Origin of the sequence: Polynucleobacter sphagniphilus, assembly GCF_001953355.1 — a bacterium.
GTDB lineage: Bacteria > Pseudomonadota > Gammaproteobacteria > Burkholderiales > Burkholderiaceae > Polynucleobacter > Polynucleobacter sphagniphilus.
The window spans coordinates 220,917-236,163 of sequence record NZ_MPIY01000003.1; the positions used below are offsets into that span (position 1 = coordinate 220,917).

The 15,247-nt window shown below is 46.4% G+C and carries 17 protein-coding genes and 1 pseudogene; 13 read left to right on the plus strand and 5 right to left on the minus strand.

The features are described from left to right. The first annotated feature begins 18 nt into the window (after positions 1-18). From BOQ04_RS04765 to ptsP, 5 genes and pseudogenes are all read left to right on the plus strand, one after another. A complete protein-coding gene (locus BOQ04_RS04765; protein ID WP_076023620.1) occupies positions 19-1,821 on the plus strand; it encodes an AsmA family protein in 1,803 nt (600 codons plus the stop codon). 1 nt (position 1,822) lies between these two features. After that, positions 1,823-2,428 (plus strand): annotated as a pseudogene (gene gshB, locus BOQ04_RS04770) (glutathione synthase); the annotation flags it as partial. After that, positions 2,425-2,841 (plus strand): PTS sugar transporter subunit IIA, encoded by a 417-nt coding sequence (locus tag BOQ04_RS04775; protein ID WP_076023621.1) that lies wholly within the window; start codon positions 2,425-2,427, stop codon positions 2,839-2,841. The pseudogene gshB and the gene BOQ04_RS04775, both read left to right, overlap by 4 nt. Before the next feature lie 25 nt (positions 2,842-2,866). Further along, positions 2,867-3,136, plus strand: coding sequence for an HPr family phosphocarrier protein (locus BOQ04_RS04780; RefSeq protein WP_076023622.1), 270 nt, complete (start codon positions 2,867-2,869; stop codon positions 3,134-3,136). A gap of 2 nt (positions 3,137-3,138) precedes the next feature. Then, positions 3,139-4,890, plus strand: a complete 1,752-nt coding sequence (ptsP, locus tag BOQ04_RS04785) for a phosphoenolpyruvate--protein phosphotransferase (RefSeq protein ID WP_076023623.1) — start codon at positions 3,139-3,141, stop codon at positions 4,888-4,890. On the opposite strand, the gene BOQ04_RS04790 is transcribed toward ptsP, so the two are convergent. From BOQ04_RS04790 to gpmA, 3 genes are read right to left on the minus strand one after another with little or no spacing between them, the layout of a single operon-like run. Next, a complete protein-coding gene (locus tag BOQ04_RS04790) occupies positions 4,887-5,639 on the minus strand; it encodes a HesA/MoeB/ThiF family protein (protein ID WP_076023624.1) in 753 nt (250 codons plus the stop codon). The genes ptsP and BOQ04_RS04790 overlap by 4 nt on opposite strands. Positions 5,640-5,666: 27 nt before the next feature. Then, positions 5,667-7,100, minus strand: coding sequence for a S41 family peptidase (locus BOQ04_RS04795; protein ID WP_076023625.1), 1,434 nt, complete (start codon positions 7,098-7,100; stop codon positions 5,667-5,669). A 6-nt stretch (positions 7,101-7,106) separates the two neighbouring features. Then, positions 7,107-7,802 carry a 2,3-diphosphoglycerate-dependent phosphoglycerate mutase gene (gpmA, locus tag BOQ04_RS04800; protein WP_076023626.1) on the minus strand — a complete coding sequence of 232 codons (696 nt, stop codon included), beginning with the start codon at positions 7,800-7,802 and terminating at the stop codon, positions 7,107-7,109. Between the two features lie 22 nt (positions 7,803-7,824). Between gpmA and BOQ04_RS04805 the strand changes: the two genes are divergently transcribed. Genes BOQ04_RS04805 through BOQ04_RS04820 form a run of 4 tightly spaced genes read left to right on the plus strand, consistent with a single transcriptional unit; the run spans position 7,825 to position 10,082 of the window. Next, entirely contained in the window at positions 7,825-8,238 is a 414-nt protein-coding gene (locus tag BOQ04_RS04805; RefSeq protein WP_076023627.1) for a rhodanese-like domain-containing protein, read from the plus strand. Between the two features lie 10 nt (positions 8,239-8,248). Next, positions 8,249-8,503 (plus strand): glutaredoxin 3, encoded by a 255-nt coding sequence (grxC, locus tag BOQ04_RS04810; RefSeq protein WP_076023628.1) that lies wholly within the window; start codon positions 8,249-8,251, stop codon positions 8,501-8,503. A gap of 28 nt (positions 8,504-8,531) precedes the next feature. Further along, positions 8,532-9,035, plus strand: a complete 504-nt coding sequence (gene secB / locus BOQ04_RS04815) for a protein-export chaperone SecB (RefSeq protein WP_076023629.1) — start codon at positions 8,532-8,534, stop codon at positions 9,033-9,035. A gap of 24 nt (positions 9,036-9,059) precedes the next feature. Continuing rightward, positions 9,060-10,082, plus strand: coding sequence for an NAD(P)H-dependent glycerol-3-phosphate dehydrogenase (locus BOQ04_RS04820; protein WP_076023630.1), 1,023 nt, complete (start codon positions 9,060-9,062; stop codon positions 10,080-10,082). On the opposite strand, the gene BOQ04_RS04825 is transcribed toward BOQ04_RS04820, so the two are convergent. Next, on the minus strand, positions 10,079-10,549 hold the full coding sequence (locus BOQ04_RS04825) for a tRNA (cytidine(34)-2'-O)-methyltransferase (protein ID WP_076023631.1): 471 nt from the start codon (positions 10,547-10,549) through the stop codon (positions 10,079-10,081). The genes BOQ04_RS04820 and BOQ04_RS04825 overlap by 4 nt on opposite strands. Beyond that, a complete protein-coding gene (locus tag BOQ04_RS04830) occupies positions 10,542-11,306 on the minus strand; it encodes a ComF family protein (RefSeq protein ID WP_076023845.1) in 765 nt (254 codons plus the stop codon). Before BOQ04_RS04830 ends, BOQ04_RS04825 begins: the two co-directional genes overlap by 8 nt. A 23-nt stretch (positions 11,307-11,329) precedes the next feature. Between BOQ04_RS04830 and BOQ04_RS04835 the strand changes: the two genes are divergently transcribed. The 4 genes from BOQ04_RS04835 to BOQ04_RS10990 all read left to right on the plus strand — a co-directional run bounded on the left by BOQ04_RS04835 (position 11,330) and on the right by BOQ04_RS10990 (position 15,239). Beyond that, positions 11,330-12,130: a class I SAM-dependent methyltransferase gene (locus BOQ04_RS04835; protein WP_076023632.1), complete on the plus strand. Its 801-nt coding sequence runs from the start codon at positions 11,330-11,332 to the stop codon at positions 12,128-12,130. A gap of 180 nt (positions 12,131-12,310) precedes the next feature. Beyond that, on the plus strand, positions 12,311-13,468 hold the full coding sequence (gene coxB / locus BOQ04_RS04840) for a cytochrome c oxidase subunit II (RefSeq protein WP_076023633.1): 1,158 nt from the start codon (positions 12,311-12,313) through the stop codon (positions 13,466-13,468). Positions 13,469-13,504: 36 nt separating this feature from the next. Further along, positions 13,505-15,124, plus strand: coding sequence for a cytochrome c oxidase subunit I (ctaD, locus tag BOQ04_RS04845; protein ID WP_076023634.1), 1,620 nt, complete (start codon positions 13,505-13,507; stop codon positions 15,122-15,124). Further along, complete coding sequence (locus BOQ04_RS10990; RefSeq protein WP_269844384.1) at positions 15,108-15,239, plus strand: cytochrome oxidase small assembly protein; 132 nt, start codon at positions 15,108-15,110, stop codon at positions 15,237-15,239. Before ctaD ends, BOQ04_RS10990 begins: the two co-directional genes overlap by 17 nt. The last annotated feature ends 8 nt before the right edge of the window (positions 15,240-15,247 follow it).

The window sequence follows — 15,247 nt, forward strand, 5'->3', positions numbered from 1 at the left end:
GTTAGAATCTAATTAGTGATGAATAAAAAGGTCTCCATCCTTCTGGGCATGCTAGCCGCGGTGATATTGTTCATTGGCGCTGGAGTTTGGTACGCCAGTACTTTTGTTAATCCTGTTGCCCTGACTGCTCTGATTCAATCCTCTGTTAAAGAGGCTAGCGGCCGAGATGTCGCTATTGGTGGCCCAGTGAGTTTGTCTATTTTCCCGGTTATGGGTGTAGTGGCCGAGCAAGTCTCCATAAGTAATCCCTCTTGGGCATCTCAATCTGAGATGGTCAAGCTAAAACGGATCGATTTGGATATCAAGCTACTACCGTTATTCAAGCGGAACATCGAGATTGGCCATATCAAATTGAGTGGTCTAGACCTTTACCTTCAAACCCAAAAAGATGGCACTGGAAATTGGTTACTGACGCCAACTTCAGTGCATTCGAATACAAATTCAGGGCTTCCTAGCGATCAAGGCGATATGGGGGTGGGCACTCTCAATTCTCCTGAAGAAATCACTGTGACGGATGCCCGCATCCACTTTCAGAATGCCGGTGAAGCTGAGCAGGTTTATGAAATCCCCAAGCTTTCCCTGGTTCGCAGTTGGGATAAAACAGATATCGATCTTGCGCTCAAGACAAGCGGCTGGACTCTCGGAGTAAAAGGAAAAGTAAGTGAACTTTATAAATTGATAAATGATTGGGATGTGAGGCCAACCACAATGGATGCCAATCTGGAGCTGAGCTTGAATGGTAAGTCACTTGTGATTGCTGGCACTGCCCAAAAAATGCCTGCACAAATTCCCACATTGAATTTTTCTTTGCGCTCTAAATCGTTTGACTTGATTCCTTTGGCTGGCGCGGCACGTACCACTTCTACTCAAGGGCTTGCGAGTATCAAGCCATCACCAAGTAGCACATCACCTTATCTGTTCAGTGCTAAGCCAATTGCATTTGATTTACTACCAAAGGTGAATGGAAAAATTACTGTAAACATTGGGGAACTGGTATTGCCTGATCGACTTCCTTTGCAAAATGTTGATGCCAGTCTGCAAATGGAGGGTGATGAAATTGATCTACAGAAATTGACATTCCAATTGGGAGCTGGTTTAGCCGAGGTGAAGGGGACTCTGTCTCAATTTAAGGGCCCCGTTCCAATCATTGCTCTTCAAGGATATGCAAAAAACTTTACCCTTGGTAATTTATTGCAAAACATGGATGCCAAATACAAGGCTACAGGCGGTCCAATCAAGATGGCATTTAATCTCAAGGGGGCTGGAGCAAGCGTTCATCAATTACTTGCTAGCTCCAGTGGCAAAATTCAATTTACTGTAGGGCAGGCCACTATGGGTACAAATTTTTTGAATGATGGCGGTGATTTTGTAGTGACTCTCTTGGATGCCGTTAACCCACTGCGCAAAAAAACGACCCAAACCACTTTAGAGTGCGCCGTTGCTTATTTACCCGTTAGCAATGGTCGGATATCCATTGCCAAGAGTGTGGGGGTGCAAACAGATCGCCTCAATGTTGTTCTATCGGGGGGGCTCAATTTGAAAACAGAGCAAGTAGATCTTAGTATTGCTCCCCATGAAAAATCGGGACTGACAACGGGTTTTGATTTGGGTGGGCTGGTTAAAATTCAGGGTACCCTGATGCAGCCAAAGACAGCAATTAATAAAGAGAGTGTAGTCAATAGTGCGATTTCTATTGGCTTAGGCATTCTGACTAGCGGCGCTACGATTGTTGCTGAGAATGCAAAGTCTATGGCAACTAAGGTGCAGCCATGCGCAGATGCACTGCACCCCTGGTCCGATATCTATCCAGGAATGAATTAATCCTGCAGCAATTCGTGATCACTCTGAAAAATTATCGATTACTGAGTTCCCGGAGCTGATTCCACCAACTTTGGTGACGCGTGAGCTTGAGGCAGTACAAGCCTTTCATCAACAGCATGCCGATATTGTTGTGAAGCCTTTAGATGGAATGGGCGGCATGGGTATTTTCCGGGTAGGGCCTGACGGCCTTAATCTGGCGAGCATTGTTGAAACGCTAGGCGAGAATGGTGCAAGAACCTTAATGGTTCAACGTTTCTTGCCAGAAATCTCCCAGGGCGACAAGCGCGTACTTTTAATTGATGGGGAGGTTGTGCCATTCGCATTGGCGCGCATTCCGCAAGGTAGTGAAATTCGTGGCAACTTAGCCGCTGGTGGTAAGGGTGTAGCAATGCCTTTAACTGATTCTGAAAAAAGAGTTGCTGAGCGGTTGGCCCCCCTCTTAAATGAGCGCGGTTTATTTTTGGTTGGACTCGACTTAATTGGAGGCTATGTCACTGAGATTAATGTGACGAGCCCCACTTGCTTTGTAGAAATTACTGAGCAAACGGGTTTTGATGTTGCCGCTTTTTGGTTAAAAGCACTTGAAAAAAGATTGAGCCTGACATGACGGGAATTGTGATTGTGGCCCATACCCCAGTAGCGAGTGCTATGTTGGGATTTGTGGAGCATGCATTTGGAGTGATGCCACAAGGAGTGAGGGCGGTGGATATTCCTGCACATGAAGATACCAAAATCAGTTTTGATCGCGTGCTTGAGGCCGCCAAGGGCGTGAACTCAGGTAAAGGCGTGCTCATTTTGACCGATGTCATGGGCGCAACGCCGGCAAACGTGGCCTCTAAGATAGAGGCTGCTGGTGCTGTGACTGGCCTAGCTGCGCCGGTGATTGTCTTAGCTGGACTCAATCTTCCTATGTTAATGCGTTGCATTTCACACCGAAGTGATGATTTAGAGGGTTTAGCTCAAAAAGCCTTGCAGGGTGGTCAGCATGGGATTTTGCGTCTTGGCGCTAAAGTGACATAACAACAGAAGGAAATCAGTTCCGATCATGCCAGTTTCAGAAATTGAAATTATTAATAAGCTAGGGCTGCATGCCAGAGCATCTGCCAAGTTATCGCAACTGGCAGCCCAATTTCCTTGTGAAATACTTCTGTCGCGCAATGGTAGGCAGATCAATGCAAAAAGCATTATGGGTGTGATGATGCTGGCTGCTGGTATGGGTAGCACCATTACGCTTGAAACAGTAGGCGAGCAAGCCGATGAAGCAATGCAAGCGTTGACGCATTTAATTAATGACCGCTTTGGTGAGGGTGAGTAAGCATGACATTTGCCCTGCACGGAATTCCAGTATCTAAAGGCATTGCCATTGGCAAGGCGGTACTGATTTCACGTGCAGCGTTAGAGGTTAGCCACTATTTAATCGAAGCAGGAAAAGAAGAGTTAGAGGCGCAAAAATTAATTAATGCATTTGAGCAAGTACGTCTTGAGTTAGAGCAGCTACGTTATGGCTTGCCCAAAGATGCTCCGGGTGAGATGGCGGCATTCTTGGATGTGCATGGCATGATTTTGGCTGATCCTGCGCTAGCTGAAAAACCCTTGAAACTGATTCGTAGCCAGCGTTTAAATGCTGCTTGGGCTTTAACGACTGAGCTCAATGATTTGCTAGAACAGTTCTCTGAAATTGAAGATACCTACTTAAAAGAGCGGGCAAATGACATACGGCAGGTTGCTGAGCGCGTTCTCAAGGCACTCAAGTCGGGCGAAAAGGAATCGACAGAAGACCCTGAATTAGCATTATTCGGTGAGGTAGATGTAGATGCCATTATTGTTGCGCACGATATTGCGCCTCACGATATGTTGCGTTTCAAGGATCGCGCACTCACTGGCTTTGTCACTGATTTAGGTGGCAAAACTTCTCACACCGCTATTGTGGCCCGCAGCATGGAAATACCCGCGGTGGTGGGTGTGCGTCACGCCAGTGAAATGATTCGTCATGGCGATTGGTTGATTCTTGACGGTGAGCATGGTGTAGTCATCGTTGCACCAGACGAGCAACTCTTATCGGAATATCGCTCTCTCAGAGCGCAGGCCTTGGAAGATACCCGCCAGCTCCAGCAGCTCAAGTATGCAAAAACCCGCACCTTAGATGGCGTTGATATCTCTTTGTTTGCCAATATTGAATTACCTGAAGATGCTACGCAAGCGGTTGAAGTGGGTGCAGTGGGTGTTGGCCTATTTCGTTCCGAATTTTTATTCATGGATCGCAACCAAGCTCTGCCTGATGAAGAAAAGCAATATCAAGAGTATCGTCGCGTTGTCGATCTGATGCATGGCCTGCCGGTCAATATTCGCACGATTGACGTTGGGGCAGATAAGGCTTTGGGTGCAGGTACGGATTTATCTCAGACGGGTACTTCTCCCTTGGGTTTACGTGCAATTCGCTGGTCACTGACTGAGCCAGAAATTTTTCTTACGCAATTGAGGGCCATTTTGCGGGCATCTGCCCATGGCCAAGCGCGCATCATGATTCCCATGCTGGCACATGCAAAAGAGATTGATGAAACTTTGCGCTTAATAGAAAAAGCCAAACAACAATTGCATCAACGCGGCAAGGCTTTTAACCCCAATATTCAAGTAGGGGCAATGATTGAGATTCCTGCGGCCGCCTTGGTGTTACCTTTATTTATCAAGCGCTTTGATTTCCTATCTATTGGTACAAACGATTTAATTCAATACACATTGGCTATCGACCGGGCTGACCATGCGGTGGCACATTTGTATGACCCATTGCATCCGGCAATTTTGTATTTACTCTCGAACATTATTAGTCAAGCAAAACGTGCGAATGTGCCGATTTCTGTTTGCGGTGAAATGGCGGGAGACCCTGCTCTCACTAAATTGCTATTGGCTTTGGGTTTAACCGATTTCTCAATGCACTTCAGTCAGTTACTCTTGGTTAAGCAAGAAATTTTGCAGGCCGATGTTGGCCAATTACAGGCCCATATCCCACAACTCTTAGAGGCGGTTGAGCCTGAAGCCCAAGCGAAGGCGCTTGAATTCTTATTGGCTTAGTGGGCTTTGCCGCAAACGGGGCAGTCTGGGTTACGAGATAGCTTGATTTCATCTATCTGAGTTGAACGCGCATTCCAAAGCAATAGTCGCCCAACCAAAGGTGCGCCAAAGCCTATCAATAGTTGCAGACATTGAGCGGCCTGCATTGCTCCAATGATTCCTACTAATGGTGAAAAGATACCCATGCTTGAACAGCTTACTTCCTCAAATTGCTCTTCTGGTGAGAAGATGCAAGCATAACAAGGTGAGCTAGATTGACGGGGATCAAACACTGTTAATTGACCGTCAAAACCCAATGCTGAGCCTGACACTAGAGGCGTTTGATGTGCCACACAACAAGCATTAATGAATTGCCGAGTAGAAAAGTTATCGGTGCAATCGAGCACTATATCAACGCTAGGCAGTAACTCATCGAGGAGTGCTTGCTCGGCTTTGGCAGCAATCGCATGGATTTGTATATTGGGATTGAGCGTTTCTAAAAAGGTTTTTGCGGACAATGCTTTGCTTTTCCCAACCGAATCTTGGGAATACATAATTTGTCTTTGGAGATTGGTTAACTCAACTTGATCATGATCAATCAAGGTGATCTTGCCAATGCCTGCTGCAACAAGATAGGGGGCTGCAGCACTGCCTAAGCCCCCGCATCCAATGACTAGAACATGTGATGCCAAGAGTTTTTCTTGGCCAAGCACATCGATTTCCTCAAGAAGCAAATGCCTAGAGTAACGCAGCAATTGCTCATCATTCATATACAGATATGTAGTCTGAAAATGAAATTATTCGAGCTTGGATGAGGAGCGCTTCACAGGCTCACCATTAATAAATGCCACTGCTTGTGAAAGCATGAAGTCATCTGCACTTCCCAATTCGACTGGTTTTTTGTTCTTGTCTTTTTCTTTTTCCTCAGGCGTCTTCTTCGCATTTTTTTCTTCAATGCGCTGCAACTCTTCCAAGCGACGTTTTTCGCGATCGGCAATTAACTTGTCTTCAGAGGACTGCGTATTTTTAAGGTGCTTCTCACTATCCACTTCACGCGTGATCAATACATCATCGGGATCACCATCTTTATTTTGATCGACTGCGATATCGGGTTTAATGCCAAACGCCTGAATCGATTTACCGCTGGGAGTGTAGTAATAAGCGGTAGTAATTTTTAATGCAGAATCGTTTGAGAGTGGGCGAACTGTCTGAACAGAGCCTTTGCCAAAACTCGTTTTACCAATAATGGTCGCGCGTTTGTAATCTTGCAGGGCGCCCGCAACAATCTCTGAAGCAGAGGCGGAGTAGGCGTTAACCAATACGACCATTGGCAATTTCTTAAACATCTCAGGCACGCCAGCCAAAGGATCGCCAGGTTCATTGAGTCGATACATTGCTGGCGTGGCATTAAATACTTGTTGCGAGTCAGGTGACTGACCTTTGGTTGAAACAATGACTGAGTCTGGAGGTAAGAATGCTGCGGCAACACCAACAGCGCCTTGCAGGAGGCCGCCACCATTGTTGCGGAGATCCAAGATGATGCCTTTCAGCTTGGGATCTTGCGCCGCAATGTCGGTTAACTTTTTAGCTAGATCCGGCACTGTGCGCTCTTGGAAGCTGGTGATGCGAACCCAGGCAATATCGTTATCCAGAATTTTAGTTTTAACAGATTGAACTTTGATTTCAGCGCGCGTAATGGTTACTGGAAAGCTACGTTCTTCACTCTTGCGATATATCGTCAATGTAATTTTTGTGCCAGGAGTTCCACGCATAGTGCGCACTGCTTTGTCTAATGACATGCCGCGCACCGGTTTGTCATCTAAGCGAGTAATGAGATCGCCTGCTTGTAAGCCAGCACGTGAGGCAGGAGTGTCTTCAATTGGATTGAGAACTTTTACTACGCCATCTTCAGAAGTAATTTCGATGCCTAAGCCAGCAAACTTACCTGAAGTTTGCTCCTGCATCTCTTCAAAATCTTTTTTATCCAAAAAGGTGGAATGCGGATCTAAGCTGCTCACCATTCCTTTGACGGCATCCGTTAGTAACTGCTTGTCATCAATTGGTTGCACATAGTCATGCTTGATTTGCGCAAATACATTGGAGAGGGTACGCAATTCATCTAATGGAAGCTGCGCATTCTGTTGTGCGGTAGCTGAGATTTGAATGGTTGCAAAAACCCCCGCAATCAGACCAACCGCGATGAGGGCAAAGTTTTTCAAAAATTGACGCATGTATTTTTAACCCTGATTCAAATAAAAATGTTTGATTGGCTTGAGGTTGTCATCCAATTCATAAACGAGTGGTACACCGTTAGGGACATTAATTTCCATGATATCGCTATCGGAGACTTGATCTAAGTACTTAATTAAAGAGCGAATACTATTGCCGTGCGCAACCAATAGAACACGTTTACCGGCTTTCAGTGCGGGTGCAATAGATTCATTCCATAAAGGGAGTACGCGCTCCACATTGTCTTTAAGGCACTCACCCAAAGGAATGTCTGCCGTAGCTAATTTTGAATAGCGGCGATCATGTTGAGGGTTGCGCTCATCACGAGTCTCCAGGAGTGGTGGCCTTACATCATATGAACGGCGCCAAATATGTACTTGCTCGTCGCCATATTCTGCAGCGGTTTCAGCCTTATTAAGGCCAGTAAGGGCGCCATAATGGCGCTCATTCAGTCTCCAGCTATGAACTACGGGAATCCACATCAAGTCCATAGCGTCTTGAACGTGCCATAGGGTACGGATAGCCCTTCTCAAAACGGAGGTATAGGCAACATCGAACTCATAACCTGCTTTTCGCAGGTCTTCACCTGCAGCAAGGGCTTGTTCAGTCCCTTTGGGGGTTAAGTCAACGTCGGCCCAGCCAGTAAAGCGGTTTTCAAGGTTCCAGGCGGATTCGCCATGACGAATAAGGACAAGTTGTTTCATAGAGCCATTCTATAATCCGGTGATGAACTTTCTCACGCAAATTGATAATTTAGCGCTGATCGCCTTATTGGTAGTTTCAGGCATCGCGCTTTTCCTCCCTACATTATCTACGCTTATTAGCGGAAAAGGCTTGTCTCCCACCGAGGCAACCATTTGGATTAATCGCCGCAAGGCCTATGTATTTGATTTACGACCTGAAGAGGCCTTCAAACTGGGCCATTTACCCGGTGCAAAACGCCTTTCTTCCGCGGACCTCGCTGCTAGTCTAGAAAAGATGAAATTGAACCGTAAACACCCTGTAGTTCTGGTGTGTGAAACGGGGTCTGAGTCACTTAAGGCAATTGGCCAAGTGCGCCAATTAGGCTTTTCTGAGGTTGCCACCCTGCAAGGTGGCGTTGCAGCCTGGAAGGCAGCCATTCTTCCATTGGTGAAATAAGAAAGAACTTATGCCTCCGGTCACGATGTATAGCACCCAAGTCTGTCCTTACTGTGTGATGGCAGAGAAATTGCTGCAAAAGAAGGGTATACAAAATATTGAAAAGATTCTGATCGATCGCGATCCTGCCCAGCGCGAGGTCATGATGACTCGAACCGGAAGGCGTACTGTCCCTCAAATTTACATTGGCGATACCCATGTTGGGGGTTTCGATGATTTAGCCGCGCTCGATCGCGCAGGTAAATTGGATGCGCTCTTAGCTTAATGCTTGAAAAATTAATAAGGAATTTGTGATGACTGAAAATACTGCCGCTGCACCAGAAAATAGTGAAGAAGCGAAACACCCTGGCTTTCGTATTCAGCGTATTTATTTGAAAGATTTATCGCTTGAGCAGCCCAATGCACCCCAGATTCTCTTGGTGGCTGCAGAACCAACAGTAGAAGTTGAGGTGGATGTAGTGGTAAATCGTCTCAGTGATGAAATTTTCGAGGTCGCTTTGATCTCAACGGTTACTGCTAAGGTTGATGGAAAAGTGCTGTTTTTGGTAGAGGTAAAACAGGCTGGAATTTTTGAATTCAACCATATTCCACCAGAGCAAATTGACCCTATGTTGGGTATTGCTTGCCCGACGATTTTGTATCCATATTTACGCTCTAACATTGCTGATGTGATTAGTCGCGCAGGCTTCCAACCCATTCATCTCAATGAGATTAATTTCCACGGCATGTATGAGCACCGTATCCGTCAGGCACAAGAGGCGGCGCTTGCAGAAGCCAAGGGAAGTCTTCCTAACTAATTTCATTCACGAGCTCTCAGAATCATGAAAGTGACGCTGCTTGGAGCTGGTGCTTGGGGAACAGCCATGGCTGCGCAAGCAGCTCGCCACCTCCCAAGTGCAGATGTATGCCTTTGGTCCCGTAGCCCTGCGCAAATTGCGGAGATTAAAAAGACCGGTCAAAACCAGGCGTATTTACCGGGCGCAACTTTGCCAACCGGCCTTGAGTTAGAAGCTCATTTTGAGAAGGCTATTGCTAGATTGTCGTCAGATGATCTTTTGGTGATTGCCACCCCAATGGCGGGTTTGTCTGACACCATTTCTCAGATATTAGAGCTCGCGAAGCACCCTTTACACATTGTGTGGTTATGTAAAGGGCTTGAGCCCGATACGGCGCTCTTGCCACATCAAGTGGTTGAGCGCCAAGACCGTTTACATCATCATGGTTTAGTGCATTCTTACGGCGCTTTATCGGGTCCCAGTTTTGCTAAAGAGGTTGCGCAAGGAATGCCTTGTGCCTTAACCGTTGCAAGTAAGTCCAAGACTTTATGTGAGATTGTTCAAGCCGCTTTTCATCATGGCAATATGCGCATCTATGCAAGTGATGATTTGATTGGTGTGGAATTGGGTGGCGCCATTAAAAATGTCCTAGCGATTGCCGCTGGAATTGGTGATGGTCTCGATCTTGGGCTCAATGCCCGCGCAGCGGTGTTAACGCGCGGTCTTGCGGAGATGATGCGTTTGGTGAAGGCTGCTGGTGGCAAGTCTGAAACATGCATGGGTTTGACTGGTGTGGGCGATTTAATTTTGACAGCTACTGGCGATCTGTCTCGTAACCGCCAGGTGGGCCTTGCGCTAGCAGCCGGCAAATCTTTGCAAGAAATTTTAGATAACTTGGGGCACGTAGCGGAAGGTGTTTTATGTGCCGCTGCAGTAGGTAATCTAGCTAAGCGCTTAGGCGTTGAAATGCCCATTACAGCTAGCATGGGTGAGGTGCTTGCAGGCAAACTCACTCCATTGGAGGCTGTTACTAAATTGATGGGGCGCGACCCCAAAATTGAAACTTAGTTACCGCCTGTAAAAGCGCTTTGACGCCAGGCTTCATATACCACAATGGCAACCGTATTGGATAGATTGAGACTGCGACTGCCATCTTGCATGGCTAAGCGCATGCGATTTGGAGCGGGTATAGAGCCCCTCACTTCATCGCTAATCCCTTTTGTTTCAGAGCCAAAGACAAAGTAGTCATTGGGCAAATAGATGCCTTCATGAAACTTCCCAGAACCTTTGGTTGTTAAAGCAAACATCCTATCGACTGGTAGCTTTTCATTCTCAAGAAATGCTTTCCAACTGGGATGCACTTTTACTTTTGCAAACTCATGGTAATCAAGCCCAGCTCGGCGCAATTTCGCATCTTCCATGGGGAAGCCTAAGGGCTCTATCAGATGTAATTTTGCGCCCGTATTTGCGCATAGGCGAATGATATTGCCAGTATTTGGAGGGATTTCAGGTTCGAATAAGACGATATTAAACATGGAGAGTTTTAGTTTGTTGTGGCTCTAGAGTGCGCAGCACCGCCCAATTAATTACGCGCGATACCCCATTGTCCTTCAGAATGCGCGCGATTTCATTGAAGGTTGCTCCGGTAGTCATGACATCGTCGAATACCACCACTGTTTGTTGCTCTAATTGGGCACGATAGAGTGGATTAATATAAAACTGATCGCGAATCGCAAGTTCACGCGCTGATCTGCTAGCTAATGCTTGCTGTACCGGATGATGGAGGCGCAATAAAACGTTTGGCAGCCTTTGCATCTGCTCTGGGCATTGAATACGACGCGCAATTTCCCAACTTTGATTGAAGCCTCGCATCGCGAGTTTTTCTTTGCTTAATGGCACTGGTAAGAGAAAGTGAGCATGATGGGTTTTTAGGTCCCTCGGAATGAATTGATCCCATACTTGTGCCAGCCCATGCGCATAAGCTAAGCGCTTTTGGTATTTGAGCAAGTGCAATGCGTTTTGCAAACAACCGAGATAGCGATCAAGGCAAATGGTTTGATCAAAATAGGGTGGTGTCCTGATGCACTGAATGCAATGAACTTGGGATGTCTCATCTGCTTGTAGTGGGACGCCGCACTGCAAGCAACATACGTAATTGAATAGGCCATTTGCTGTCAGTTGAGTGGTGCATTTGAGGCACAAACTATCGCGCTGAAACGATCCACAGGAAATGCATGAGGTTGGCAAAATATGGGCACAAACCGAGGTGAAAAGATTGTTCAATAAGCGCATGGGGCGCTGAGTATACTGAGGCAATGACCCAATCAATCAGATGGCTACAGGATGAAATTGCAGATCGAATGCTGCAAAAACTGGACATTGTGAAGCTGGAGGCAAAAGACCTTTTGCTGATCCCAGATTTCCCTGGGGCACACCTGCAGTTTTTAGCGAAACGCTTCCCCAATGCGTCTATTCATAGCGCGCAGGAGCTTGATGCAAGCAAAGAGCCCTTGCGATTGAGGGTTTCTAGATTCTGGCGCTCGGTATTTAAAAAAGACACGCGATTTTCCTTGGAGGTCTACCTCAAGACGGGGCGGATTGATTTGCCCAATAATTCAGTGGATTTAATTTTTAGCGATTTGCTCATCCAAGACTTGGCTGATCCTAAGCGCTTTTTAGGCGAGTGCTGGCGGGTATTGCGGGAGGGTGGATTACTTACTTTTAGTTATCTTGGCCCAGATACTGGTAAGGAGCTCGGCGCAGAATTGCCTGTTACCGGGATTCAGCCCAAAAAACTCGCGAGTCCTTGGGATATGCACGATATGGGGGATGCATTGCTTGGTGTGCGTTTTGCCGATCCTGTTATGGATATGGAATTGCTCCATTTGGACTACGAATCACCAAAATTACTAATTGATGATGCAGTCAACCTTGGATTGATCGAAAAGCCTGCTGCTAGCGCATCAACTATTGGGGATTTACCCAACAAGCTGACCCTAGAGTTAGTTTATGGGCATGCTTGGGCGGTTGGAAAGCACCTTGCAAAAGCACAAAATCAGCTTGCTTATATTGATGTAAATCAAATCGGACGCAAGACTAGGAGTGATTCTGCTTAAGTGTAAGTGCTTACTATCATTTAGACCATTGTCAAGATTGGTTAAGGCACTGTTTATGCGGTTTGTTGATATACCTAATTAACCCTATAATCTTGGCTGGATGTATTGGCTTGATACCGCTTTTTGGACTATCTGAGGCTGTTTTGCCCCAGGTATTCACGACAATAAACAGAGAATAAGATGAATTTATTTGGAAAAGTCACTAGGGCTTCGCTCTATGTAGTAGCAGCCTTTGGAACTGCATTTGCTCACGCAACTGAAAATATGCCTGGCGGCCCCGCTGTAAACCAGCTCAATTTTGCAGCTCCTGCAACCAAAATCATGGCTCAAATCCATTGGTTGCATTGGATGATGTTGGTTATCTGTGCTGTCATTTTTGTGGGTGTTTTTGGGGTGATGTTTTACTCCATCCTCAGGCACCGCAAATCCATAGGCCATAAATCTGCCTCATTCCATGAAAGCATCACTGTTGAAATTCTTTGGACAGTCGTGCCATTGCTCATCGTGATCGGTATGGCATTGCCTGCGACAAAAACAGTTGTAGCGATGAAGGACACCACTAATTCTGATATCACCATTAAAACGACTGGATACCAGTGGAAATGGGGATATGACTACATTAAGGGCGAGGGCGAAGGCATTAGCTTTTTATCCACTCTCTCTACTTCGCGTGAAGCGATCAATAACTTGGCACCAAAGTCAGATACTTACTTGATGGAAGTAGATAACGAGATGGTCGTGCCGGTTGGTAAAAAGATTCGTTTAATCACGACGGCTAATGACGTGATTCACTCATGGACAATTCCAGCGTTCGGCGTAAAGCAAGATGCGATTCCTGGATTTGTGCGTGACACCTGGTTTAAGGCTGAAACGATTGGTACTTTCCGTGGTCAGTGTTCTGAGTTGTGCGGAGCTGAGCATGCTTTTATGCCGATTGTTGTCAAAGTAGTTTCCCAGGAGGATTACACCAAATGGGTTGAGCAGAAGAAAAAAGAAATGGCTGCTGCTTCAGATGATCCTTCCAAGATTTACACGCTAGATGAGCAAAAAGAGCGTGGTGCCAAAGTGTATGCCGCCAATTGTGCCGCTTGCCATCAGGCCAACGGTAAGGGAATGGGAGCTTTCCCAGCATTAGATGGCAGCAAAATGGTTCTTGGCCCTAAAGCCGATCAGATCCACCTGGTACTCAACGGGAAGAATGCGATGCCTAAATGGGGTGGCGTAATTTCTGATGGTGATATTGCCGCTGTGATTACGTATGAACGTAACGCTTGGGGCAACAAAACCGGTGAAGTGATTCAGACTCAAGATGTTGCAAATGCTCGCGCAGCAAACTAATTAACTTATTTAGATATAACTAACTCGGAGTAATCCATGAGCACAGTCTCTACTACCATTGACCACGCACACGATCACGCGCATGATGATCACACGCCACACGGCTGGCGTCGTTGGTTGTTCGCAACCAACCATAAAGACATTGGCACGATGTATTTGATGTTCTCGTTTATCAGTCTGTTGGCTGGCGGAACCATGGCTTTGGGTATTCGTTTGGAGTTATTCCAGCCAGGCTTGCAATTTTTCCGCCCTGAGTTCTTTAATCAGCTCACCACCATGCATGGTTTGATCATGGTGTTCGGTGCGATCATGCCAGCCTTTGTTGGCTTTGCGAACTGGATGGTGCCATTGCAAATTGGTGCTTCAGATATGGCCTTTGCACGTATGAACAACTTCAGCTTCTGGATTCTTCCAGTAGCTGCTTGTTTATTGTTCGGCTCTTTCTTTGCGCCGGGCGGTGCACCTGCTGGCGGTTGGACTCTCTATGCGCCATTAACTAATCAAATGGGCCCTGGCTTAGATATGGCGATTTTTGCCCTCCATTTATTGGGTGCTTCTTCCATCATGGGTTCGATTAATATCATCGTGACCATTTTGAATATGCGCGCTCCCGGCATGACATTGATGAAGATGCCCATGTTCTGCTGGACTTGGTTGATTACTGCTTACTTGTTAATTGCTGTAATGCCTGTATTGGCTGGCGCAATCACCATGGTGTTGACTGATCGTCATTTCGGTACCAGCTTCTTCTCTGCAGTTGGTGGTGGCGACCCGATCATGTTCCAGCATATTTTCTGGTTCTTCGGTCACCCAGAGGTTTACATCATGATTTTGCCTGCGTTTGGCATCATCAGTGAGATCATTCCTGCATTCTCCAGAAAAACCTTGTTTGGCTATAGCTCCATGGTGTATGCCACTGCATCTATTGCGATTTTGTCCTTCATTGTTTGGGCGCATCACATGTTTGCAACTGGTATGCCAGTGACAGGCCAACTGTTCTTTATGTACGCAACCATGTTGATTGCGGTTCCAACAGGTGTGAAGATTTTTAACTGGGTTGCAACCATGTGGAGAGGGTCAATGACCTTTGAAACACCGATGCTGTGGTCGGTTGGATTTATTTTCGTATTCACCATGGGTGGATTTACTGGGTTGATTCTGGCAATGGCTCCGATTGATATTGGCCTACAAGATACCTATTACGTGGTTGCGCACTTCCACTATGTATTGGTTGCTGGTTCCTTGTTTGCGATGTTTGCTGGTTTCTATTACTGGTGTCCAAAGTGGACTGGCTATATGGCTAGCGAAACTCGTGGCAAGATCCATTTCTGGGCTTCCATGATTTTCTTCAACATCACCTTCTTCCCAATGCATTTCTTGGGCTTAGCAGGTATGCCACGTCGTTATGCAGACTACCCAACTCAGTTTGCTGATTTCAATATGATTGCTTCGATTGGTGCGCTCGGCTTTGGTCTGGCTCAGGTGTATTTCCTGGTATTTGTTGTATTGCCTGCGTACCGTGGTCAAGGTCAAAAAGCGCCCATGAAGCCTTGGGATGGTGCCAAAGGTTTGGAGTGGACAGTGCCTTCACCAGCACCCCACCATACTTTTGAAACACCTCCAAGTGCAGAACAAATGCATGAAGCCGGAATTTAATTCCAGCTCTAAGGAAGCCCTAGCTGCGAATAATCGCAGAATGGGGCTTACCCTTTTGAGTGTCGCTGTCATATTTTTTATTGGCATCGTTCTCAAGCGGAGTGTTTTGGGTTAATCCCAATT

Bases quoted from the DNA above. Each gene is read 5' to 3' on its own strand.
- ptsP (WP_076023623.1), top strand. From the start codon at position 3,139: ATGACATTTGCCCTGCACGGAATTCCAGTATCTAAAGGCATTGCCATT.
- BOQ04_RS04835 (WP_076023632.1), top strand. From the start codon at position 11,330: ATGACCCAATCAATCAGATGGCTACAGGATGAAATTGCAGATCGAATG.
- BOQ04_RS04820 (WP_076023630.1), top strand. From the start codon at position 9,060: ATGAAAGTGACGCTGCTTGGAGCTGGTGCTTGGGGAACAGCCATGGCT.
- BOQ04_RS04780 (WP_076023622.1), top strand. From the start codon at position 2,867: ATGCCAGTTTCAGAAATTGAAATTATTAATAAGCTAGGGCTGCATGCC.
- BOQ04_RS10990 (WP_269844384.1), top strand. From the start codon at position 15,108: ATGAAGCCGGAATTTAATTCCAGCTCTAAGGAAGCCCTAGCTGCGAAT.
- BOQ04_RS04790 (WP_076023624.1), bottom strand. From the start codon at position 5,639: ATGAATGATGAGCAATTGCTGCGTTACTCTAGGCATTTGCTTCTTGAG.
- grxC (WP_076023628.1), top strand. From the start codon at position 8,249: ATGCCTCCGGTCACGATGTATAGCACCCAAGTCTGTCCTTACTGTGTG.
- BOQ04_RS04805 (WP_076023627.1), top strand. From the start codon at position 7,825: ATGAACTTTCTCACGCAAATTGATAATTTAGCGCTGATCGCCTTATTG.
- BOQ04_RS04765 (WP_076023620.1), top strand. From the start codon at position 19: ATGAATAAAAAGGTCTCCATCCTTCTGGGCATGCTAGCCGCGGTGATA.
- BOQ04_RS04775 (WP_076023621.1), top strand. From the start codon at position 2,425: ATGACGGGAATTGTGATTGTGGCCCATACCCCAGTAGCGAGTGCTATG.
- BOQ04_RS04830 (WP_076023845.1), bottom strand. From the start codon at position 11,306: ATGCGCTTATTGAACAATCTTTTCACCTCGGTTTGTGCCCATATTTTG.
- BOQ04_RS04795 (WP_076023625.1), bottom strand. From the start codon at position 7,100: ATGCGTCAATTTTTGAAAAACTTTGCCCTCATCGCGGTTGGTCTGATT.
- ctaD (WP_076023634.1), top strand. From the start codon at position 13,505: ATGAGCACAGTCTCTACTACCATTGACCACGCACACGATCACGCGCAT.
- coxB (WP_076023633.1), top strand. From the start codon at position 12,311: ATGAATTTATTTGGAAAAGTCACTAGGGCTTCGCTCTATGTAGTAGCA.
- BOQ04_RS04825 (WP_076023631.1), bottom strand. From the start codon at position 10,549: ATGTTTAATATCGTCTTATTCGAACCTGAAATCCCTCCAAATACTGGC.
- gpmA (WP_076023626.1), bottom strand. From the start codon at position 7,802: ATGAAACAACTTGTCCTTATTCGTCATGGCGAATCCGCCTGGAACCTT.
- secB (WP_076023629.1), top strand. From the start codon at position 8,532: ATGACTGAAAATACTGCCGCTGCACCAGAAAATAGTGAAGAAGCGAAA.